Below are 19,913 nucleotides of genomic sequence, written 5' to 3'. Positions count from 1 at the left end.
CGGCTCAGGCGAACACGACGGTCTTGTTGCCGTGGATCAGCACCCGGTCCTCCAGGTGCCAGCGCAGCCCGCGGGCCAGCACGGCCTTTTCGATATCGCGCCCGAAACGCACCAGATCCTGTGCCGTGTGGCAGTGCGAGATGCGGTGCACGTCCTGCTCGATGATGGGGCCGGCATCCAGTTCCTGGGTGACATAGTGGCAGGTGGCGCCGATCAGCTTGACGCCGCGCTCGTAGGCCTGATGATACGGCCGCGCGCCGGCGAACGAGGGCAGAAAGCTGTGGTGAATGTTGATGACCCGACCGGCATAGTGCTCGCACAAGGCCGGTGGCAGGATCTGCATGTAGCGTGCCAGCACCACGGCATCGGCCCGCGCCGCCTCGATCCGCCGGCGAGTCTCCTCGAAGGCGTGCGTCTTGTCCGTCGTCGGTACCGGGACATGATGAAAGTCGATACCGTGCCACTCGACGAGATCGCGCAGATCCTCGTGGTTGGAAATCACGCAGGGAATCTCGCAGTCGAGTTCGTCGGCCTTCCAGCGATAGAGCAGGTCCACCAGGCAGTGCGAGGCGCGGGATACCATCAGCACGATGCGCTTGCGTCGCTGGGTATCGTGGAACGCCCAGTCCATGGAAAAGGTCTCGGCGATGGGTGCGAAGGCGATCCGCAGAATCTCGTCATCCACGGAAGACGCAAAGCGAATCTCGTAGCGCATGAAGAAACGCCCGGTGGCCAGATCCGAGTGCTGATTGGCCTCGGTGATGGAGCCGCCCTGGGCGGCGATGAAGCCGGAAACCCGGGAAACGATCCCGACCTGGTCGGGGCAGGAAACGACGAGACGATACGAATGAGCCATGAAAGGTCCGCTGTGGTCGCAAGGAAAGGCACTGAAGGCCAACTATTCTAACCAAATCGCGGCCCTGCGCTAACGCGCGTTGTGAGCCCCGGGAGCCATCCCGTATAGTGGGGCTCCCCTGACAATGCCGTGTCGATGATGTTGCACTCTCGCGTCCAGATCCGCCCTCGCCGCAAGCCACCGCTGTCCTTCCTGCCCCTGGGCGGCAGCGGGGAGATCGGCATGAACCTCAATCTCTACGGCTATCGACACGACTGGCTGGCGATCGACTGCGGCATGATGATCCGTCAGGACCTGCCCGGAGGCCCTCTGCAGGTGCCGGATATCGAGCGTCTTCCCGAGCAGGGCATCCGTCCCCGGGCGCTGTTCATCACCCATGGCCACGAGGATCACATCGGCGCCGCCGCCTGGCTGTGGCCGCACTGGGGCTGCGACATCTACGCCACGCCGCTGGCCGCCGGCCTGCTGCGCGCCAAGTTCGCCGAACGCGGCCTGCCCGACACCGCGATCCGGGTGGTCGCGCCGGGCGAGGCGCTGGAATGCGGCGGCTTCACGCTGCGCTATCTGCCGCTGACCCACTCGATTCCCGAGAGCTGCGCCCTGCTGGTCACCACGCCCCACCATCGGGTGCTGCACACCGGCGACTGGAAGCTCGACCCCGAGCCGCTGATCGGCGAGCCGGCGGACCCCGAGCTCTATCGCGCCATCGCCCCCGTCGACCTGGTCGTCGGCGACTCCACCAATGCCTGCGTCCCCGGCACGTCGCGCAGCGAGGGCGAGGTCGCCCGGGCCCTGGAACGCACGGTCGCCGAATGCGAAGGGCGGGTGATCGTCTCCTGCTTCGCCAGCAACCTGGCACGCATCCTGGCGCTGGGCCGCGCCGCACAGCGCTGCGGCCGGCGCGTCGCCCTGGTGGGCCGCTCGATGCAGCGCATGGTCAGCGTGGCCCGCGGTCTCGGCTATCTGGACGACTTTCCGCCGCTGGTCCCGATCCGCGATGTCGGCTACCTGCCCGCCGAAGAAGTCATGATCATCGCCACCGGCAGCCAGGGTGAATCGCGGGCCGCGCTGTCACGGCTCGCCCGGGGCGGCCACCCCGACCTCGCCCTGCAGGCGGATGACACGGTGATCTTCTCGGCCAAGGCCATTCCCGGCAACGAACGGCTGATCGAGCGGCTGCAGGCCGCCCTCGCCCGCCTCGGCGTGCGGGTGCTGGAAGAAGGCGGTCACCCCGATCTCCACGCTTCCGGCCATCCCGCCCGGGCGGAACTGCGCATGCTCTACGAATGGGTCCGGCCCCGCCGACTGCTGCCGGTACACGGCGAACTCCGTCATCAGGAGGCACACCAGGCGCTGGCCCGCGAACTGGGTATCGACGCCCCCTTGATCCCCGGCAACGGCGACTGGATCCAGCTGGATGCGGACGGCCTCGCCCTCGAGCGGCGCCTGCCACTGACCCCGCGTATCGTGCACGAGGACAGCGTGCGTGACCTCGCCGGGCTGGAGCCTCACCCCCGGGCCCGCCATGAACGGGAGGGCGAGTTCGCCCTGCTGCTGCCCGTGACACTCACCGCCTCGGGGTGGCAACGCGTGGGGCGCCTGCTGCTGGACTACACCGGGCCATCGCCCCTGGACGATACCGCCTTTGCGGACTGGCTCGATGACACCCTGACTCGACTGAATGCCGAGACACCGGCCGCGCTGCGCACCCAGCTGCAGGGGCCGCTGCATCAATGGCTGGCCGACCACCTGCGTCGCCCGCCGACTCTTCACCTGCAGATCTCGGCGGCGGAAGCGCTTCAGTAGCCACCCGAGTCATCGCGTCACTCTGGCAAGCACCCACGAAAAAAGCGGGCGATTTCTCGCCCGCTTTTCCCGCTGCATTGATCATCGGGGTACGCCGCTCGACATCGCCCGACCCCGGCCCCTGCAGCCGAGCGAGTCTACCGCCATGCCGTCAAACTCAGCTGTCGGCCTGCTTGTTCTTCGGCGGCCGGCCGCGGCGGCGACGAGGCTGCTCGCCGACCAGATCATCCAGGGACAACCCGGCATCGTTGATCGCCTCGCGGATCTCCTCGAGCTTGCGCGCCTTGACCGACTCTTCCTCCTGACGGCGACGCTCTTCTTCCTGCTTCTGCTCGATGACCTCGTTGATCACGTCGGCCAGCTTGTTGAGCTGTTCCATGCTCAACTGACGTGCGGCGGCGCGTGCCACGTTCTTGTTGCGAGCGATCTTTTCCAGGGACTCGGCTGACATCGTCCTCCTCCATACCAGGCTGCGAAATACCGAAAACGGCATGAGTGTGTAAAAAGTATATGGTCAGGGAGGGAATTGGCAAGAAAAGACGGCGCCGATGCCGAGGAAAACCCCGGCACCGGCACGTCCATCAGGGAAGGAATGACGTCGACATGTCGCGCTGACTAGCCGCCCGTCATGTTCATGAAGCGGACGATCTGGACATCGCCGTCGGTCGAGAAATGATGGCGCTCGGGCTTGAGCGGCATGGCATCGATGATGCGCTGCTTGAGGGGTTCGATCTCGCCGGGATGACGACGCAGCACCTCACGCAGATCCACCGAATGCTCGTTGCCCAGACACAGCAGAAGACGCCCTTCCGCCGTGACACGAACCCGGTTGCAGGTATCGCAAAAATTGTGGCTATGCGGAGAAATGAATCCGACGCGGACCGGACTGTCCGGCATCACGAAATAGCGGGACGGCCCCAGGGTCGTCTCGGTAGTTGGCGTCAGTGAATAGGCGGTTTCGATCCAGCGCTGCACGTCATCGCTGGAACAATAGGTTTCCCCCCGCGAGTGATCCGAGACATCACCCAGCGGCATCTCCTCGATGAAGCTGATGTCCAGCCGCTCGCGACGCGCGAAGTTGACCAGGTCGAGCACCTCGTCATCATTGCGCCCCCGGAGGATCACGGCATTGAGCTTGATGCGCTCGAAACCGGCGTCCTGCGCGGCATGGATGCCATCGATGACCCGCTGGAGATCACCGGTCCGCGTCAGGCGCCGGAAGCGCTCGGGATCGAGGGAGTCCAGGCTGATGTTGAGCCGGTTCAGGCCCCCCGCGTGCAGCGCGCGCGCATGCTTGCCCAGCCCGGCACCGTTGGTGGTCATGGCGAAATCGGTCAGGCCGTCGAGCCCGCCGATATCCGCCACCAGCTTTTCGATGCCGCGCCTGACCAGCGGCTCGCCGCCGGTCAGACGAATCTTTTCGACTCCCAGCTCGGTGAAGGCACGGGCCACCAGGGCCAGCTCCTCGAGCGTCAGCACCTGCGAGCGCGGCAGGAACGTCATGTCCTCGCTCATGCAGTAGACGCAGCGGAAGTCGCAGCGATCGGTGATCGAGAGCCGCACGTAGCGCACCGTGCGCTGAAAGTTGTCGACCAGCTGTTGCGTCATGAAGCCTCCCAGCGACGGGCCGCGTCGTGGTCCGTGGTCCGTTCGGCGACCCAGTAGTCGCCCCGGGCGGTGTGTTCCTTCTTCCAGAACGGCGCCCGCGTCTTCAGATAGTCCATGATGAAATGGCAGGCCTCGAAGGCCGCCAGTCGATGGGCGCTGGCCACCGCCACCAGCACGATCGGATCGCCCGGCGCCAGCCGACCGACCCGATGGATCAGGCGCACGCCGTCAAGCGGCCATCGCGATTCGGCCTCGGCGACGATGTCGGCCAGGGCCTTCTCGGTCATGCCCGGATAGTGCTCCAGCGTCAGGGCCGACACCTCGGGGCGCTCGTTGAAATCGCGCACCAGTCCCGTGAAACACACCACCGCGCCGATATCCCGGCGCTGCGCGGTCAATGCTGCCTGTTCGGCACCGGCATCGAAGGGCGCCGTCTGGACCCGAATCATGTTCAGCCTCCCGTTACCGGCGGAAAGAACGCCACTTCATCGCCGTCGGTCAATTGCGCCTGCTCGCCGCTCATCACCTGGTTGACGGCACACAGCACCCGCTGCTCGGCGAGCAGGGCGAAACGTGGATCCCGCGCCGTCAGTGCGGCCTTGAGGCCGGCGACATCGTTGGACGGCAGCTCGTCGACGAGCACCGCCACCTCCCCCACCCCGAGCCGTTCGCGCAGCTCGGCCAGGCACTTGACCTGAATGCACGGCTGCGCGGAGCGCGCCGCCATGCCGATGCCATGGCCGGCGGCCTCGGCGGTGACCAGCGGCGACGGGGCTTCCTCGGCCTCGGGACGACGATAATCGCCGGACTTGCCGCCGCGCTTGCTTTCCAGGCGGATATCCCCGATCACCATATCCTTGTCGACCGCCTTGCACATGTCATAGAGCGTCAGGCACGCCACGGAGGTCGCGGTCAGCGCCTCCATCTCCACGCCGGTGCGCCCGGCGAGACGACACAGCGCCCGCACCTCGACGCAGCCGGCCGCCGCATCCAGATGAAAGTCGATGCTGACCTTGGTCAGCGCCAGGGCATGACACAGGGGGATCAGCTCGTGGGTGCGCTTGGCGGCCTGGATGCCGGCGATCCGCGCCGTGGCCAGGACATCGCCCTTGGGCATGCCGCCCGCCTCGAGCCGGGCCAGGGTCGCGGCCTGCATGTAGATGCGCCCGCTGGCCACCGCCTCGCGCTGGCTGACGGGCTTGTCGCCGACGTCGACCATGTGGGCCTCGCCGCGGGCATTGAGATGGGTCAGGCTCATGTCAGCTCACCGAAGAATTGAAAGATCGGGGGCCTCGCTCCCCGGCCGCCGCCCGGTCGGCGGTGAGGCCGACCGGACGTTCGCGCCGGAGGAAACGAGACGTCATCCCGCCATGATGCCGCCTTGCCCCCGCCGGCGGCAATGCGCGGCGACGTCTCGCGCGCCTCAGGACTCCTCCTCCCGGGCCGGCGGCAGCAGCAGGTTGAGGACGATGCCGACCAGCGCCGAGAGGCTCACGCCCTGCAGCGAGAATTCCCCGCTGCCGATCTGCATGCCGCCGATGCCGAACACCAGGATCAGCGAGACGATGACCAGGTTGCGCGAGGCGGTCAGCGCCTGCCCGGCGCGCACCAGGGTGTTCATGCCGACCACCGCGATGGAGCCGAACAGCAGCGTCATGATGCCGCCCATCACCGGCGCCGGGATGCTCTGCAGCAGCGCCCCCAGCTTGGCGACGAAGGCCAGCACGACCGCCACGCAGGCGGCCACGATCATCACCCGCGGGTTGAAGTTGCGCGTCAGCGTCACCGCGCCGGTCACTTCGGAATAGGTGGTGTTGGGCGGGCCACCGAACAGGGCCGCCGTGGAGGTCGCCAGACCGTCGCCGAGCAGCGTGCGATGCAGCCCCGGCTTGACCAGATAGTCGCGGCGGGTCACCGACCCGATGGCGATCATGTCGCCGATGTGCTCCACCGCCGGGGCGATGGCCACGGGCAGCATGAACAGCACGGCGGACAGGTTGAAGGTGGGCGCGACGAACGACGGCATCTCCAGCCAGGGCGCGGCCCTGACCTGGCTGAGATCGACCACGCCCATGCCCAGCGACAGCAGGTAGCCGACCAGGATGCCGCCCATGATCGGAATCAGGCGCAGCAGGCCACGGCCGAACACCGCCAGCACCAGGGTCACCAGCAGGCTGATCATCGACAGGGTGATGGCCTGGCCATAGGCGATGTGCTCGCTGTTCCTGCCGGTCGCCATGTCCACCGCCACCGGCGCCAGCGCCAGCCCGATGACCATGATCACCGGCCCCACCACGACCGGCGGCAGCAGCCGGTGCAGCCAGCCGGTGCCCTTGAGGCGGATCGCCTGCGAGATCGCCACATAGACCAGTCCCGAGGCGAACAGCCCGCCCAGCGTCGCCGGGATGCCGTAGCTGGCCACCGAGCCCTGGATGGGCGCGATGAAGGCGAACGACGAGGCCAGGAACACCGGCACGCTCTGCCGGGTCACGGAATGAAAGACCAGGGTGCCGGCACCGGCGGTGAACAGCGCCACGCTGGGGTCCAGGCCGGTCAGCAGCGGCACCAGCACCAGCGCGCCGAACGCCACGAACAGCATCTGCGCGCCGGTCACCAGCGTACGCAAAGGAGAGTCGGCGCGAGGCGCCGTGGTTACCGTATCAGTCATTGGAATCAAGCTCCCGTTGTTGTCGGACCGCTCGCTTGCGGGACGGGGCGCGGCCGGGTTCCCGCCGGGGCCGCGCGAAAAAACGCCCCGGGCGTCAGCGTCACCGGGGCGATGGCATGACGGCCGGGAAAGACCGGTCAGCGCGTACCGAAGATCTTGTCGCCGGCATCGCCCAGGCCGGGCACGATGTAGCCGTTCTCGTCGAGCCGCTCGTCGATGGAGGCGGTATAGATCTCGACATCCGGATGCGCCTGCTGCACGCGCTGGAGCCCTTCCGGCGCGGCCACCAGCACGATCACCTTGATCAGCGGGCAGCCCCGTGCCTTGAGCATGTCCAGGGTGGCGACCATCGAGCCGCCGGTGGCCAGCATCGGGTCGATGACGATCGCCAGGCGCTCGTCCAGGTCGTTGGTGAACTTCTCGAAATAGGGCACCGGCTCGAGGGTCTCCTCGTTGCGGTAGAGCCCCACGACACTGATGCGGGCGCTGGGGATCAGGTCGGTCACCCCGTCCAGCATGCCCAGCCCGGCACGCAGGATCGGCACGATGGTGACCTTCTTGCCCTTGAGCTGCTCGACGTCGATCGGCTGACCGCTCCAGCCCCGGATGGTCTGCGGCTCCAGCTCGAGATCCTGGGTGGCCTCGTAGGTCAGCAGCTTGGCGACCTCGCCGGCCAGTTCACGGAAGCTCTTGGTGCTGATGTCGGCGGTGCGCATCAGGCCAAGCTTGTGCTTGACCAGCGGGTGTTGGATGGCATGAACGCTCATGGCGGGGTCCTTGCGAGGCGAATTGGGCGGATCGAGGCCCGGGGCCCCGAAAAATCGCGCGCCATTCTAGCGCGCCGGAGCCGGCGGGTTAAGTCAAACCCGCCGACCGCCCGTCAACGCCTCACGCCCCGACCTCGGCGGGCAGCTGCCAGTCGATGGGCGAAGATCCCCGCTCGGCCAGGAAGGCATTGGCGCGGGAAAAGTGCCGCTGGCCGAAGAAGCCGCGATGCGCCGACAGCGGTGACGGATGCGGCGCGTGCAGCACCAGGTGCCGGTCGCGATCGACGAAGGCGGCCTTCTTCTGGGCATAGCTGCCCCACAGCAGGAACACCACGCCGTCGCACTGCTCGTTGACCACCTGGATCGCCCGATCGGTGAAGGTCTCCCAGCCCTGGTTGCGGTGCGCGCCGGCATTGCCGCGCTCGACGGTCAGCACGCTGTTGAGCAGCAGCACGCCCTGCTCGGCCCAGCTCTCGAGGAAGCCGTGGTTGACCGGCGTGGTGCCCACGTCGGTCGCCAGCTCCTTGTAGATGTTCTGCAACGACGGCGGCACGGGCACGCCCGGGCGCACCGAGAAGCACAGGCCATGCGCCTGACCGGGGCCGTGGTAGGGGTCCTGTCCGAGCACCACGACCTTCACCCGGTCAAGCGGCGTGAGGGCGAAGGCCCGAAACCAGTTCGCGGAGTGGGGGTAGATGACCTTGCGCGCCGCCTTCTCGCGGGCCAGGAAGTCACGCAGGGCCTGCATGTACGGTGCGGTGAATTCACCCCCCAGATGGCGGGCCCAGCTGTCGGGCAAGGGAATCTGCGTCATCGTCTGCCTCGTCTGTGTCGCCGGCGACTCAGTCGTCCCGCCCGTCGGCCGGCTGGCGCATCTGCTCGACCAGCGGCTCGACATAGGCGACACCCATGTCCCAGGGGAACTGGATCCAGCAGTCCTGGGCAACCTCGGTCAGGTACTGGTCGACCAGCGGGCGCCCTTCCGGCTTGGCATAGACGGTCACGAAGTGCGCCCTGGGCAGCATGTCGCGCACCGCCCGGGCCGTCCGGCCGGTATCGACCAGGTCATCGACCAGCAGCCAGCCGGCACCGTCATGATCGACGCCCTTGACCACCTCCAGCTCGCTCTGGTCCATGTGGTCGTAACTCTTGATGCACACCGTATCGATCAGGCGCACGTCGAGTTCTCGGGCGATCAGCGCCGCCGGGATCAGGCCGCCACGGGTGATGGCGACGATACCCTTGAAGTCACGCTCGATGAGCTTGTGACACAGCGCACGCACGTCGCGATGCAGCTGGTCCCAGGACACCGTGAACTGCTGATGGTAACGATCGGCTGACATAGAGGAAGCTACCTGTGAAAGGAAACGCGCCGCCACCGGCTCGCCGAGGCGGCAAGACAGTGGCGGCGCGAGGTCAGGAGGCGACGTCAGTCGCTCTCGAGAAAGGAACACACCGCGAAGACGCCGTGGCCGGCCTCGCGAATCTTCTGCGAACCACCCAGCTCGGGCAGATCGATGATGGTGGCGGTCTCGACCACTTGCCCGCCGCTGCGCTGAATCAGCTTGGCGGCGGCCAGCATGGTACCGCCGGTGGCGATCAGGTCATCCATGATCAGGATGCGATCGCCTTCGCGGAAGGCATCGGAATGCAGCTCCACGGTGGATTCGCCGTACTCGAGGGTGTAGGTCTCGCTGATGGTGCGGAACGGCAGCTTGCCCTTCTTGCGCACCGGCACGAAACTGCAGCCCAGCTCATAGGCGACCGGCGCACCGATGATGAAACCCCGCGCATCGATCGCGGCGATAGCGTCGAGATCCATCTCCTGATAGCGATGCACGAAGCTGTCGATCAGCTTGCGGAACGCCGCGCTGTTCTGCAGTACGGGCGTGATATCACGAAAGTTGACCCCCGGCTGCGGCCAGTCGGGCACGGTGCGAATCACGGACTTGATGTAGTCCCCGTAGATACTACTCATCAGTGGCCTCCGTCGAGGAACAGGAACTTGGCAATGAACAGCACCGACAACACGACCACGGCCGGGTTGAGATCACGGTGACGCCCGGAGAACAGCTTGATCAGCGCATAGCTGATGAAGCCCAGGGCGATGCCATTGGCAATGGAATAGGTCAGCGGCATGGCCAGGGCGGCGATCAGCACCGGCGCCGCCTCGGTGACGTCGTCCCAGTCGGCATGCGCCAGGCTGCCGCACATCAGCACGGCGACGTAGAGCAGCGCTCCCGCGGTGGCATAGGCGGGGATGGAACCGGCCAGCGGCGCGAAGAACAGGCTGACCAGGAACAGGATGGCAACCACCACCGCGGTCAATCCGGTGCGCCCACCGGCCGCGATGCCCGAGGCGCTCTCGATGTAACTGGTGGTGGACGAGGTGCCCAGCAACGCCCCGCTGATGGTGGCCGAGCTGTCGGCCATCAGCGCGCGATTGAGCCGTGGCAGCTTGCCGTCCTCGTCCAGCAGCCCGCCGCGGTGAGCCACGCCGATCAGGGTGCCGGCGGTGTCGAACAGGTCGACGAACAAAAAGGCGAAGATCACGCTGAGCATGCTGACGTCGAGCGCACCGGCGATGTCCAGGTGAAAGAGCACCGGCCCGACCGACGGCGGCATCGACACCAGGCCGCCGAACTGGTTGTGACCCAGCAGGATCCCGACCACGGTCACGCCGAGGATGCCGATCATCACCGCCCCCGTGACCCGCAGATAGGAGAGCGCGGTGATCACGAAGAAACCGGCCAGGGTATACAACGCCGGCGGCTGGGAGAGATCGCCCAGGGTCACCAGGGTGGCGGGATGCTCGACGATGATGCCGGCATTTTCCAGGGCGATGATCGCCAAAAACAGGCCGATACCCGCGGCAATGCCCAGTCGCAGCGAGATCGGAATCGAATTGATGATCCACTCGCGGATGCGGAAGATGCTGAGCAGGAAGAAGGTCACCCCCGACAGGAAGACCGCGCCGAGCGCCACCTCCCAGCTCTTGCCCATGCCCATGACCACGGTGTAGGTGAAGAAGGCGTTGAGCCCCATGCCCGGCGCCAGCGCTACCGGATAATTGGCCCACGCCCCCATGATCAGACAGCCGATCGCTGCCGCCAGGCAGGTGGCGACGAAGACCGCCCCCTGGTCCATCCCGGCCTGCGAGAGCACGCTGGGGTTGACGAAGATGATGTAGGCCATCGTCAGGAAGGTGGTGATGCCGCCGATGACCTCCCGGCGTATCGTGGTATCGTGTTCGTCCAGCTTGAAGTAGTTGTTGAGTTGTCGCTTCAGCATTGGCCAGCCCCGCGCTCGCGTCAGGTTCCAGGGATCATGAAAAGCCGCCTATGGTACCCAAAGGGTCACGACGACGCGAGCCATCCGCACCGAGGCCATTCGGGCCGCCCGGGCGGCAGCCCTCCCTTTATATGCAAGCGCCGACGACCGCGCCATCGCTGTCGCCAACGCCCCTTCGACGCAGTATCGCTCAGGCGCTCCGGCGCGCCGCCAGCACCCGCTCCACGGTCTCGACGATCGCCTGGGTCTGCGGATCGATCTCGATGTTGACCCGATCGCCGGGTACGCGCTCGCCCAGCGTGGTACGGGCCAGCGTTTCCGGAATCAGATTGACGCAGAAGCGCTGCCCTCTCACCTCGCCGATGGTCAGGCTGATGCCGTCGATGCCGATGTAGCCCTTCTCGAACAGGAAGCGCTCATAGGGCTGCGGCAGAGTGAACCACAGTCGGCGATTGTTGGGCGCCTCGTCGATCTCGCCGAGCTCGGCCATGGTGATCACGTGCCCCGACATGGCATGCCCGCCGATCTCGTCGCCGAAGCGCGCCGCCCGCTCGACGTTGACGCGGTCGCCGACCGCCAGCTGGCCCAGGTTGGTCAAGCGCAGCGTCTCGCGCATCAGGTCGAAGCTCACCCGCTCGCCGTCGATCGCCGTCACCGTCAGGCAGCAGCCGTTGTGCGCCACCGAGGCGCCGAGCTCGAGTCCCTCGCGCAGTGCAGCCGGCAGGGCCAGCACATGGGTACGGAATTCCTGTGCTTCCTCCACCGCCACCAGTTCCGCGGTCCCCTGAACGATACCCGTGAACATCTTGCGTCTCCCTGAAGTGAAGCGGCCAGTCTAGTGAACGCCACATGGGCGCGTCCACGGCAAACGCCGCCCCGGCCAGCCCGCCATGGGCACCGGCCTTTCCGCCAAGAATTTTCTCGCCAACCGCTTCTGCCACAGCAATATGTTCTGCATGAAACCGCCATGCCTTGCGACATATCCCGAACTCGTTGACGGCTCCCGGCCGCCCCTATAAAATTTCGCGGATATTCTTCAGGCGCCGATTTGATCCCGGCTTGCGGGCGCCTCCGCCAGAAGCCCTCGGGCTGCTGTGCGGAAAGTGCAGCTAAAAGGGTGTGTCCAGCGTTGATGGCCACCCGACAGGGTGGCCTTTTTTTCGCCCGGCAGCGCCCTCCGCCCGGCAATCGCGCCGCGACACGACCTGGCCCATGATCACTCTCGACAACGTTTCCAAGACCTACGGCACGGGCGAGCAGGCGATTCACGCCCTCAAGCCCGTGCATCTGCACGTCCCGCAAGGCGCCATTCACGGCGTCATCGGCCTGTCCGGCGCCGGCAAGTCGACGCTGATCCGCTGCGTCAACCTGCTCGAGCGCCCCACCACCGGCCGTGTGTTCGTCGACGGCGACGAACTCACCGCGCTCGATGCCGCCAGCCTGAACCGGGCCCGCCACCGGATGGGCATGATCTTCCAGCATTTCAACCTGCTGTCGTCGCGCACCGTGTTCGCCAATGTCGCCCTTCCCCTGGAGCTGATGGGCGTCGCCAAGCGCGAGATTCGCGAGCGCGTCGAGCCGCTGCTCGAGCTCACCGGCCTGGCCGACAAGCGGGACATGTACCCGGCCCAGCTTTCCGGCGGCCAGAAGCAGCGCGTGGCGATCGCCCGCGCTCTGGCCAGCCGCCCCAAGGTGCTGCTGTGCGACGAGGCCACCTCGGCGCTGGATCCGCAGACGACGCTGTCGATCCTCGAGCTGCTGCAGGACATCAACCGCAAGCTGGGCCTGACCATCCTGCTGATCACCCACGAGATGGAAGTGGTCAAGACCATCTGCCACCGGGTCAGCCTGATCTCCGCCGGCGAACTGGTGGAGGAAGCCGATGTCGGCGACTTCTTCACCGCCCCGCAGACCCGCCTGGGCCGCGAGTTTCTCAACGCCTTCCTGGAGCTCGAGCCACCGCAGGCGCTGGTCGACCGCCTCGCCGCCCAGCCCGGCGACGACACCCACCCGGTGGTGCGTCTGGCCTTCACCGGCGACTCGGTCTCCACGCCGCTGGTGTCGCGGCTGGCCCGGGACTGCGACATCGACGTCAGCATCCTCGAGGCCAAGGTGGAATCGATCCAGGACCGCACCCTGGGCCTGATGATCGCCGAACTGATCGGCCCCGCCGACAAGACCCGCGAGGCGCTCGCCTACCTCGAATCCCACGACCTGCAAGTGGAGGTGCTCGGCCATGTCCAGCGCGATGCTTGAACTGATTCTCGAAGCCACGCTCGACACCCTCTACATGGTCGCCGTCTCGGGCCTCATCGCGACGGCCCTGGGCGTGCCGCTGGGGGTGCTGCTCTACGTGACCCGTCCCGGACAGATCCTCGCTCAGCCCCTGACCAGCCGGGTGCTGGGGATGATCACCAACATCGGCCGCTCCATCCCGTTCATCATCCTGATGGTGGCGATCATCCCCTTCACGCGCGCCCTGGTGGGCAGCTCGATCGGCACCAACGCCGCCGCGGTGCCGCTGACCATCGCCGCCATCCCCTTCGTCGCCCGGCTGGTCGAGGGGGCGCTGAACGAGGTACCGCCGGGGCTGATCGAGGCCGCCCAGTCGATGGGCGCCACCCCCTACCAGATCATCACCAAGGTGCTGCTGCCCGAGGCCCGCGGCGGCATCATCACCGGCCTGACCATCACCGTGGTCACCCTGATCAGCTACTCGGCGATGGCCGGTGCCGTGGGCGGCGGCGGCCTCGGCGACCTGGGCATCCGCTATGGCTACAATCGCTTCAACCCCACCATCATGCTGATCACCGTGGTGATCCTGGTGGTGCTGGTGCAGGGCTTTCAGATGCTCGGCGACTACCTGGTACGCCGGAGCGACCACAAGTAGCCTATTGGATTAATAACCAAAAAGAATTATAAAAACCGCAGTTATGCCTTACAATCCACACATGAGGCGCGGAACGCTCGCGCACACCGCTACAAGGAGCGCAACCATGAAGCACGCAATCGCCAAGGCACTCGGCGCCACCCTGCTGGGCCTGGGCATGATCGGCAGCGTCCAGGCCGCCGACGACCACATCAAGGTCGGCACCGTGGCCGGTCCAGAAACCGACGTCATGAAGGTCGCCAAGCAGATCGCCAAGGACAAGTACGGCCTCGACGTGGAGATCGTCGAGTTCACCGACTATGTCACGCCCAATGCCGCCCTGGCCGACGGCAGCCTGGATGCCAACGCCTATCAGCACGAGCCGTACATGAAGTCGATGGTTCGCGATCGCGGCTACAAGTTCGCCATCGCCGGACGCACCTTCGTCTACCCGATCGGCGCCTACTCCGACAAGTACGACAGCATCGACGCGCTGCCCGACGGCGCCACCATCGCCCTGCCCAACGACCCGTCCAACGAGGGCCGGGCGCTGATCCTGATGCACAACAAGGGGCTGATCACGCTCAACGACCCGAGCAACCTCGAGGCCACGCCGATCGACATCGCCGAGAACCCGCACGACTTCGAGTTCCGCGAGATCGAGGCCGCCCAGCTGCCCCGCGTGCTGCCGGATGTCGACATGGCGTTCATCAACAACACCTTCGCCCAGCCCGCCGGCCTGAGCCTGGACGACGCCCTGATCAAGGAAGGGCCCGAGTCGCCCTACGTCAACCTGATCGTGGTCCGCGAAGGCGACCAGGACCGCGAGGCGATCCAGGAGCTGGTCGACGCCTATCACAGCCAGGCGGTGATCGACAAGGCCGACGAGCTGTTCAAGGGCGGCGCGGTGCCCGGCTGGAAATAAGTCCACCGCTCGTCACGCACGCACCGTTTTCTCGGGCCGGCCTTGCCGGCCCGAGGCGTTTCCAAGGAGCCTTCCATGACCGACTACGCCCTGCTCGAGCGTCAGCTCGCGGCCCTGCTCGACACCCGCGACTGGCTGACCAACGCCGCCCAGACCTGCGCCTTCCTGATGCAGGAGGTCGGCGAGCTGAACTGGGCCGGTTTCTACCTGCATCGTCGCCCGCAGACCCTGGTGCTCGGCCCCTTCCAGGGCAAGCCGGCCTGCAACCCGATCCCCTTCGACAAGGGCGTGTGCGGCGCCGCGGCCCGCCGCCTCGCGACCCAGCGCGTCGACGACGTGCATGCCGTGGCCGATCATATCGCCTGCGATGCCGCCTCGCGCTCCGAGCTGGTGGTGCCCATCATCGTCGACGACCGGCTGTGGGGCGTACTGGATCTCGACAGCCCGCGCCCGGCCCGCTTCAGCGCCGCCGACCAGGCCGGCCTCGAACGGCTGGTCGACACGTTCGTGGCGGCCAGCGATCTGACGCGCGCGGACTGATCTCGCCGCTCTAGCGCGACGCTGTGCCCGAGCGGCACCGGGGACAGATCGAAGAGGGAGTCCTCGACCAGGGACGGGCCGAGGCAGCACCCATGGACGGGTTCACAGCGCTCCCTCGACGACCTGTCGCCGGTAGCTCACCGAGCACGCCACGCCAGCATCACCCCCCTCGCCAGGCCGATTGCCCGACGCGGCCGAACCCGCCATGCTGAATGCCGGATCAACACGCCACTTTCCGCTTTTCGGGGGACTGCCATGACCACCACCTCGCCGGGCGCCAACCATGAAGGCCTGGATGCCGTGCTTGCCCACCTCGAGCGCCTCAAGGCCCTGAACGCGGCCAGCGGCAACGACCTGACCGTCAAGCGCCGGCTGCTCGACAGCTACTTTGCCGCCGACCCCGCCATCCTGACGATCCGCGGCCGCGTCGAGCCGCTGCTGATCCCGGTGCGCGACGGCCGGGTCATCGCCGCCGAACGCCTGCGCCCCGACGATCCCTCGGGCACCGCCGGCCGCTACCTGCTCTACCTGCATGGCGGCAGCTGGATGGCCGGCAGCGCGGCGAGCCACCGCCCGCTGGCCGCCCGGCTCGCCCAGGCCTGTCGCGCCGAGGTGATCAGCATCGACTATCGGCTGGCACCGGAATACCCGTTTCCGGCCGGCCTCGAGGACTGCCTCGATGCCTGGGCGTGGCTCGCCGAGGAACACGGCGATGCGCCCCTGCTGCTCGCCGGGGACAGTGCCGGCGGCAACCTGGTGCTGGCCTGCCTGAACGCGCTCGGCAGCGCCGGGCAGCGCCGCCCCGACGCCGCGCTGGCCTTCTCGCCGGCCACCGACCTGGACTGGGAAAGCGATTCGCTGCACCGCAAGGCCGACGTGGAGCCGATTCTCGATCCCGAGCTGCTGCCCCTGATCGCCCAGCTCTACCTCGGCCAGTCGCCTGCCGCCGCTCTCGATGACCCGCGCGTGTCGCCGATCGAGGGCGACCTGAGCGGGCTGCCGCCGACGCTGATCCAGTGCGGCGAGGCGGAGATCCTCCTCGACGACAGCCGCCGCTATGCCGAACAGGCTCGCCAGAGCGGCAGCCCGGTCCAGCTCAGCCTGTGGCCCGACATGCCGCATGTCTTCGTGGGATTCGCGCCGCGCCTGGCCGCAGCCCGCCAGGCGCTGGAGGAAATCAGGCACTTCGTCGACAGTCACCTGCCGTGAGCCATCCGCACGCGAAAACGCCCGACTCCTTCTGGGGGAATCGGGCGTTCGGAATCTGGTAGGACCGAGCGGATTTGAACCGCTGACCTCCACGATGTCAACGTGGCGCTCTAACCAACTGAGCTACGGTCCTTCAAAAGCTGTTTCACACGAGGCTGCCACTCGAAAGCGACTTGGTAGGACCGAGCGGATTTGAACCGCTGACCTCCACGATGTCAACGTGGCGCTCTAACCAACTGAGCTACGGTCCTGCCGAGTTGCCGGTTCGTGTGCCCCGACAACGGAAGCGTATTCTACGGATGACGCCGGAAAATGCAAGCCCGTCTCGACGAAAAAATGCAGCCCAACTCAAATGCTTGGGAGTCCCCTGCCGGAACCGACCCGCCTCGCCGCTCCCGACTCACGGCAATCCAGCCAGCCGCGACAAGAGCCGCTCGCGCGTCGGGCGAAAAGGCCTCATGTTCGCTTTCAGTCAGCCGGCGCCCCACAGGGCTTTCGCAAGAGAACATTTCACGCGACCGCCCTCGCCACGCCTGCACCTGATACCATAGCGCCTGACGAGCCGGCGCGCGGCGCCGATTCCCGCCCACTCCTGCCGACAGCAATCACCATGACCCAGCAGCAACGCCACGACGCCATCATCGCCCTGGTCAGGCGCCAGGGATACGCCTCCATCGAGCAGCTGACCCGGGACTTCGGCGTCACGCCCCAGACCATCCGCCGCGACCTCAACGCCCTGGCCGACGACGGACTGATCCGGCGCGTCCACGGCGGCGCCGGACTCGAGTCCAGCACCGTCAATACCGCCTACCAGACCCGCAAGACGCTCAACCTGGATGCCAAGCGACGCATCGCCGACCTGCTGGCCAGTCACATCCCCGATCACGCCTCGCTGTTCATCAACATCGGCACCAGCAACGAGATCGTCGCCGAGGCTCTGCTCGCGCACCACGGCCTCGAGGTGATCACCAACAACCTCAACGTGGCGGCCATCCTGCAGCACAAGGAAGACTTCAACGTGATCGTCGCCGGCGGTCAGGTGCGCTCCCGCGACGGCGGCATCATCGGCGAGGCGACCATCGACTTCATCAACCAGTTCAAGGTGGACTTCGGCATCATCGGCATCAGCGGCATCGACGACGACGGTTCGCTGCTGGAATTCGACTACCAGGAAGTGCGTGTCGCCCAGGCGATCATCCACAACTCCCGCCAGGTCTACCTGATCGCCGATCACTCCAAGTTCCGCCGCAACGCCGTGGTCCGCCAGGGCAACATCGCCCAGATCGATGCCCTGTTCACCGACCGCCAGCCCCCCGAGAACCTCCTGACGCTGATGGAAGCCCACGACGTCAGCCTGTATCTGGCCGACGCGGACGCGCCACCGCGCCCGAAAACGCCCGCCCCGCTGCACGCCTGATCCCTTTCTCTCACGGCATGCCAGCCGTGCTCTCTCGGTAGGCGGTTCATCCGGAACCTGGCCGTGGGAGCGACTTCAGTCACGATAAACCAGCCACCGGGCCACCGCTGTCGAGGATGAATCCTCTCCCACAAGTCCCCTTCAGGGCCCGCACTGCCGGGGATCATCCCGTCCCAAAGGAGCTTCCGGCAGGCCGGCCAGCCCGGATGACCGACCCCGGTCAGCCGGACGGGGCTTCCGTGAACAACCCGGAGGGTTTACACGGCCAGCCGACGGTGTTCGCGCCTTGATGTTCGTTTTCGATTAGTCTATTTTCGTTTTCGAAACGATTACGCACCATCCTTTCATCAGCGAACACGAGCAGCGGAGTCCACGCATGGGCAGCACGTCATCCCCTCCTCTCTACGACCTGTTCGTCGTCGGCGGCGGCATCAACGGCACGGGCATTGCCAACGACGCCGCCGGACGCGGCCTGCGGGTCGCCCTGTGCGAGCAGGGGGATCTGGCCCAGGCGACCTCCTCGGCCAGCAGCAAGCTCATCCATGGCGGGTTGCGCTACCTCGAGCACCGCGAGTTCCGCCTGGTGCGCGAGGCCCTGCGCGAACGCGAGGTCCTGCTCGCCAAGGCACCGCACATCATCTGGCCGCTGCGCTTCATCCTGCCTCACCGCCCTCACCTGCGGCCCGCCTGGCTGCTGCGCACCGGGCTGTTTCTCTACGATCATCTCGGACATCGCGACAGCCTGCCGGCCTCGCGCTCGCTGCGCTTCGACGCCACCAGCCCGCTTCAGCCACACATCACTCGCGGCTTCGAGTATTCCGACTGCTGGGTGGACGACGCCCGGCTGGTGGTGCTCAACGCCCTGCAGGCCCGCGACAACGGTGCCGACATTCATGTCCGCACGCGCTGCGTGGCGGCCCGCGAGATCGACGGCCACTGGCAGCTCACGCTGGAAGACAGCCGCGACGGCCGGCGCACCGAGTGCCGGGCACGGACCCTGGTCAACGCCGCCGGCCCCTGGGTGGAGAGCTTCCTGCGCCAGCGTACCGAGCACCAGCCCCGCTACGGCATCCGCATGATCCAGGGCAGCCACCTTGTCGTGCCGCGCCTGAACACGGACGAACGCGCCTACATCCTGCAGAACCGGGACGGACGCATCGTCTTCGTGCTGCCCTACGAGCAGGACTTCAGCCTGATCGGCACCACCGACATGCGCTATCGCGGCGACCCGGCAACGGTGACGGCCGGCGAGGCGGAGATCGACTACCTGCTGGAGGTGGTCAATGCGCACTTCTCGCGCACGCTCGCTCGCGACGACGTCGTGGCCCACTTTTCGGGCGTGCGCCCGCTGTGCGATGACGAGTCCGCCGATCCCTCGGCCATGACCCGGGACTACACTCTCGACCTGGACGATGCTGGCGCGCCCCTGCTGTCGATCTACGGCGGCAAGATCACCACCTACCGCAAGCTGGCCGAGGCCGCCCTGAGCAGTCTGGCGCCGTACCTGCCCGGTGCCGGACGCCCCTGGACCGCCGAGGCGCCGCTGCCCGGCGGCGACTTCGACACCCCGCAAGCCTTTCAGGCCCGGCTGCTGCGCGACTACCCGTTTCTCGGCGAGGCCCGCGCCTGGCGGTTCACCCGCAGCTACGGCACGCTGTGCCGGCGCTTTCTCGACGGCTGCACCAGCGAGGCCGCGCTCGGCGAGCATTTCGGCGCCGGGCTCACCGCCCGCGAGGTGGACTATCTGGTGGAGCAGGAGTGGGTCGTCGATGTCGACGACCTGCTGCGCCGCCGCAGCAAGCTCTACCTGCGCCTGGACGCCGCCCGGCGCGAGCGTCTGGGCGCCTATCTGCGCGCACGCACGCGCCAGCAGGCACAGACCGCCTGACGGCTCGTGCCGATGCGGCGTTCATGTTATTGATGGGGGCTCAATCACGTCACGCCGACAGGGCGTGGC

General features: G+C 66.9%; 20 protein-coding genes and 2 tRNA genes. 8 read left to right on the top strand and 14 right to left on the bottom strand.

Annotated features, from left to right (window positions below; all coding sequences use genetic code 11):
- Positions 1 to 4: 4 nt before the first annotated feature.
- Positions 5 to 856 (bottom strand): formyltetrahydrofolate deformylase, encoded by an 852-nt coding sequence (purU, locus tag G7A98_RS09190; RefSeq protein WP_163649370.1) that lies wholly within the window; start codon positions 854 to 856, stop codon positions 5 to 7.
- Positions 857 to 1,078: 222 nt separating this feature from the next.
- On the opposite strand from purU, the gene G7A98_RS09185 reads away from it, so the two are divergent.
- Entirely contained in the window at positions 1,079 to 2,662 is a 1,584-nt protein-coding gene (locus G7A98_RS09185; protein ID WP_163649460.1) for a ribonuclease J, read from the top strand.
- A gap of 157 nt (positions 2,663 to 2,819) precedes the next feature.
- Here the strand turns inward: G7A98_RS09185 and G7A98_RS09180 are convergent, their stop codons facing one another.
- From G7A98_RS09180 to G7A98_RS09130, 11 genes are all read right to left on the bottom strand, one after another.
- Complete coding sequence (locus G7A98_RS09180; RefSeq protein ID WP_163649369.1) at positions 2,820 to 3,113, bottom strand: H-NS histone family protein; 294 nt, start codon at positions 3,111 to 3,113, stop codon at positions 2,820 to 2,822.
- Between the two features lie 164 nt (positions 3,114 to 3,277).
- Complete coding sequence (moaA, locus tag G7A98_RS09175; protein WP_163649368.1) at positions 3,278 to 4,270, bottom strand: GTP 3',8-cyclase MoaA; 993 nt, start codon at positions 4,268 to 4,270, stop codon at positions 3,278 to 3,280.
- Positions 4,267 to 4,719: a molybdopterin synthase catalytic subunit MoaE gene (moaE, locus tag G7A98_RS09170; protein WP_163649367.1), complete on the bottom strand. Its 453-nt coding sequence runs from the start codon at positions 4,717 to 4,719 to the stop codon at positions 4,267 to 4,269. Before moaE ends, moaA begins: the two co-directional genes overlap by 4 nt.
- Positions 4,720 to 4,721: 2 nt before the next feature.
- The gene (gene moaC, locus G7A98_RS09165) at positions 4,722 to 5,528 is read right to left on the bottom strand and encodes a cyclic pyranopterin monophosphate synthase MoaC (protein WP_163649366.1); all 807 of its coding nucleotides are present in this window, start codon (positions 5,526 to 5,528) and stop codon (positions 4,722 to 4,724) included.
- Between the two features lie 165 nt (positions 5,529 to 5,693).
- The gene (locus tag G7A98_RS09160; protein WP_163649365.1) at positions 5,694 to 6,938 is read right to left on the bottom strand and encodes a uracil-xanthine permease family protein; all 1,245 of its coding nucleotides are present in this window, start codon (positions 6,936 to 6,938) and stop codon (positions 5,694 to 5,696) included.
- Between the two features lie 137 nt (positions 6,939 to 7,075).
- Positions 7,076 to 7,705 carry a uracil phosphoribosyltransferase gene (gene upp / locus G7A98_RS09155; RefSeq protein WP_163649364.1) on the bottom strand — a complete coding sequence of 210 codons (630 nt, stop codon included), beginning with the start codon at positions 7,703 to 7,705 and terminating at the stop codon, positions 7,076 to 7,078.
- 121 nt (positions 7,706 to 7,826) lie between these two features.
- Complete coding sequence (gene ung / locus G7A98_RS09150) at positions 7,827 to 8,519, bottom strand: uracil-DNA glycosylase (RefSeq protein ID WP_163649363.1); 693 nt, start codon at positions 8,517 to 8,519, stop codon at positions 7,827 to 7,829.
- A 28-nt stretch (positions 8,520 to 8,547) separates the two neighbouring features.
- Positions 8,548 to 9,048 (bottom strand): xanthine phosphoribosyltransferase, encoded by a 501-nt coding sequence (gene gpt, locus G7A98_RS09145; RefSeq protein WP_163649362.1) that lies wholly within the window; start codon positions 9,046 to 9,048, stop codon positions 8,548 to 8,550.
- A gap of 86 nt (positions 9,049 to 9,134) precedes the next feature.
- A complete protein-coding gene (locus G7A98_RS09140; RefSeq protein ID WP_163649361.1) occupies positions 9,135 to 9,683 on the bottom strand; it encodes an adenine phosphoribosyltransferase in 549 nt (182 codons plus the stop codon).
- Positions 9,683 to 10,996, bottom strand: a complete 1,314-nt coding sequence (locus tag G7A98_RS09135) for an NCS2 family permease (RefSeq protein ID WP_163649360.1) — start codon at positions 10,994 to 10,996, stop codon at positions 9,683 to 9,685. Before G7A98_RS09135 ends, G7A98_RS09140 begins: the two co-directional genes overlap by 1 nt.
- A gap of 190 nt (positions 10,997 to 11,186) precedes the next feature.
- Positions 11,187 to 11,801: a riboflavin synthase subunit alpha gene (locus G7A98_RS09130; protein WP_163649359.1), complete on the bottom strand. Its 615-nt coding sequence runs from the start codon at positions 11,799 to 11,801 to the stop codon at positions 11,187 to 11,189.
- Between the two features lie 407 nt (positions 11,802 to 12,208).
- Here G7A98_RS09130 and G7A98_RS09125 point away from each other — a divergent pair, with 407 nt between their 5' ends.
- The 5 genes from G7A98_RS09125 to G7A98_RS09105 all read left to right on the top strand — a co-directional run bounded on the left by G7A98_RS09125 (position 12,209) and on the right by G7A98_RS09105 (position 16,539).
- Complete coding sequence (locus G7A98_RS09125) at positions 12,209 to 13,252, top strand: methionine ABC transporter ATP-binding protein (protein ID WP_163649358.1); 1,044 nt, start codon at positions 12,209 to 12,211, stop codon at positions 13,250 to 13,252.
- Complete coding sequence (locus G7A98_RS09120; protein ID WP_163649357.1) at positions 13,233 to 13,886, top strand: methionine ABC transporter permease; 654 nt, start codon at positions 13,233 to 13,235, stop codon at positions 13,884 to 13,886. The genes G7A98_RS09125 and G7A98_RS09120 overlap by 20 nt, the downstream gene beginning before the upstream one ends.
- 157 nt (positions 13,887 to 14,043) lie before the next feature.
- The gene (locus tag G7A98_RS09115; protein ID WP_240464718.1) at positions 14,044 to 14,790 is read left to right on the top strand and encodes a MetQ/NlpA family ABC transporter substrate-binding protein; all 747 of its coding nucleotides are present in this window, start codon (positions 14,044 to 14,046) and stop codon (positions 14,788 to 14,790) included.
- Between the two features lie 75 nt (positions 14,791 to 14,865).
- Positions 14,866 to 15,330 carry a GAF domain-containing protein gene (locus G7A98_RS09110; protein WP_163649355.1) on the top strand — a complete coding sequence of 155 codons (465 nt, stop codon included), beginning with the start codon at positions 14,866 to 14,868 and terminating at the stop codon, positions 15,328 to 15,330.
- A gap of 255 nt (positions 15,331 to 15,585) precedes the next feature.
- Positions 15,586 to 16,539 (top strand): alpha/beta hydrolase, encoded by a 954-nt coding sequence (locus G7A98_RS09105; protein WP_163649354.1) that lies wholly within the window; start codon positions 15,586 to 15,588, stop codon positions 16,537 to 16,539.
- A 56-nt stretch (positions 16,540 to 16,595) separates the two neighbouring features.
- Here the strand turns inward: G7A98_RS09105 and G7A98_RS09100 are convergent.
- Both G7A98_RS09100 and G7A98_RS09095 read right to left on the bottom strand, forming a co-directional pair.
- Positions 16,596 to 16,672, bottom strand: a tRNA-Val gene (locus G7A98_RS09100).
- Positions 16,673 to 16,713: 41 nt separating this feature from the next.
- A tRNA-Val gene (locus tag G7A98_RS09095) sits at positions 16,714 to 16,790 on the bottom strand.
- Between the two features lie 359 nt (positions 16,791 to 17,149).
- Here G7A98_RS09095 and G7A98_RS09090 point away from each other — a divergent pair.
- Both G7A98_RS09090 and glpD read left to right on the top strand, forming a co-directional pair.
- Complete coding sequence (locus tag G7A98_RS09090; protein ID WP_163649353.1) at positions 17,150 to 17,956, top strand: DeoR/GlpR family transcriptional regulator; 807 nt, start codon at positions 17,150 to 17,152, stop codon at positions 17,954 to 17,956.
- Positions 17,957 to 18,332: 376 nt separating this feature from the next.
- A complete protein-coding gene (glpD, locus tag G7A98_RS09085) occupies positions 18,333 to 19,844 on the top strand; it encodes a glycerol-3-phosphate dehydrogenase (protein WP_163649352.1) in 1,512 nt (503 codons plus the stop codon).
- Positions 19,845 to 19,913 lie beyond the last annotated feature (69 nt).

The organism is Modicisalibacter sp. 'Wilcox' (assembly GCF_010993675.1).
GTDB lineage: Bacteria > Pseudomonadota > Gammaproteobacteria > Pseudomonadales > Halomonadaceae > Modicisalibacter > Modicisalibacter tunisiensis.
The sequence above is the reverse complement of the archived record's forward strand: the minus strand, read 5'-3'. Positions and strand labels throughout refer to the sequence as shown.

What these genes read in the sequence shown, in the direction of transcription:
- purU (WP_163649370.1), bottom strand. Translation starts at nt 856, where the DNA reads ATGGCTCATTCGTATCGTCTCGTCGTTTCCTGCCCCGACCAGGTCGGG.
- G7A98_RS09185 (WP_163649460.1), top strand. Translation starts at nt 1,079, where the DNA reads ATGAACCTCAATCTCTACGGCTATCGACACGACTGGCTGGCGATCGAC.
- G7A98_RS09180 (WP_163649369.1), bottom strand. Translation starts at nt 3,113, where the DNA reads ATGTCAGCCGAGTCCCTGGAAAAGATCGCTCGCAACAAGAACGTGGCA.
- moaA (WP_163649368.1), bottom strand. Translation starts at nt 4,270, where the DNA reads ATGACGCAACAGCTGGTCGACAACTTTCAGCGCACGGTGCGCTACGTG.
- moaE (WP_163649367.1), bottom strand. Translation starts at nt 4,719, where the DNA reads ATGATTCGGGTCCAGACGGCGCCCTTCGATGCCGGTGCCGAACAGGCA.
- moaC (WP_163649366.1), bottom strand. Translation starts at nt 5,528, where the DNA reads ATGAGCCTGACCCATCTCAATGCCCGCGGCGAGGCCCACATGGTCGAC.
- G7A98_RS09160 (WP_163649365.1), bottom strand. Translation starts at nt 6,938, where the DNA reads ATGACTGATACGGTAACCACGGCGCCTCGCGCCGACTCTCCTTTGCGT.
- upp (WP_163649364.1), bottom strand. Translation starts at nt 7,705, where the DNA reads ATGAGCGTTCATGCCATCCAACACCCGCTGGTCAAGCACAAGCTTGGC.
- ung (WP_163649363.1), bottom strand. Translation starts at nt 8,519, where the DNA reads ATGACGCAGATTCCCTTGCCCGACAGCTGGGCCCGCCATCTGGGGGGT.
- gpt (WP_163649362.1), bottom strand. Translation starts at nt 9,048, where the DNA reads ATGTCAGCCGATCGTTACCATCAGCAGTTCACGGTGTCCTGGGACCAG.
- G7A98_RS09140 (WP_163649361.1), bottom strand. Translation starts at nt 9,683, where the DNA reads ATGAGTAGTATCTACGGGGACTACATCAAGTCCGTGATTCGCACCGTG.
- G7A98_RS09135 (WP_163649360.1), bottom strand. Translation starts at nt 10,996, where the DNA reads ATGCTGAAGCGACAACTCAACAACTACTTCAAGCTGGACGAACACGAT.
- G7A98_RS09130 (WP_163649359.1), bottom strand. Translation starts at nt 11,801, where the DNA reads ATGTTCACGGGTATCGTTCAGGGGACCGCGGAACTGGTGGCGGTGGAG.
- G7A98_RS09125 (WP_163649358.1), top strand. Translation starts at nt 12,209, where the DNA reads ATGATCACTCTCGACAACGTTTCCAAGACCTACGGCACGGGCGAGCAG.
- G7A98_RS09120 (WP_163649357.1), top strand. Translation starts at nt 13,233, where the DNA reads ATGTCCAGCGCGATGCTTGAACTGATTCTCGAAGCCACGCTCGACACC.
- G7A98_RS09115 (WP_240464718.1), top strand. Translation starts at nt 14,044, where the DNA reads ATGATCGGCAGCGTCCAGGCCGCCGACGACCACATCAAGGTCGGCACC.
- G7A98_RS09110 (WP_163649355.1), top strand. Translation starts at nt 14,866, where the DNA reads ATGACCGACTACGCCCTGCTCGAGCGTCAGCTCGCGGCCCTGCTCGAC.
- G7A98_RS09105 (WP_163649354.1), top strand. Translation starts at nt 15,586, where the DNA reads ATGACCACCACCTCGCCGGGCGCCAACCATGAAGGCCTGGATGCCGTG.
- G7A98_RS09090 (WP_163649353.1), top strand. Translation starts at nt 17,150, where the DNA reads ATGACCCAGCAGCAACGCCACGACGCCATCATCGCCCTGGTCAGGCGC.
- glpD (WP_163649352.1), top strand. Translation starts at nt 18,333, where the DNA reads ATGGGCAGCACGTCATCCCCTCCTCTCTACGACCTGTTCGTCGTCGGC.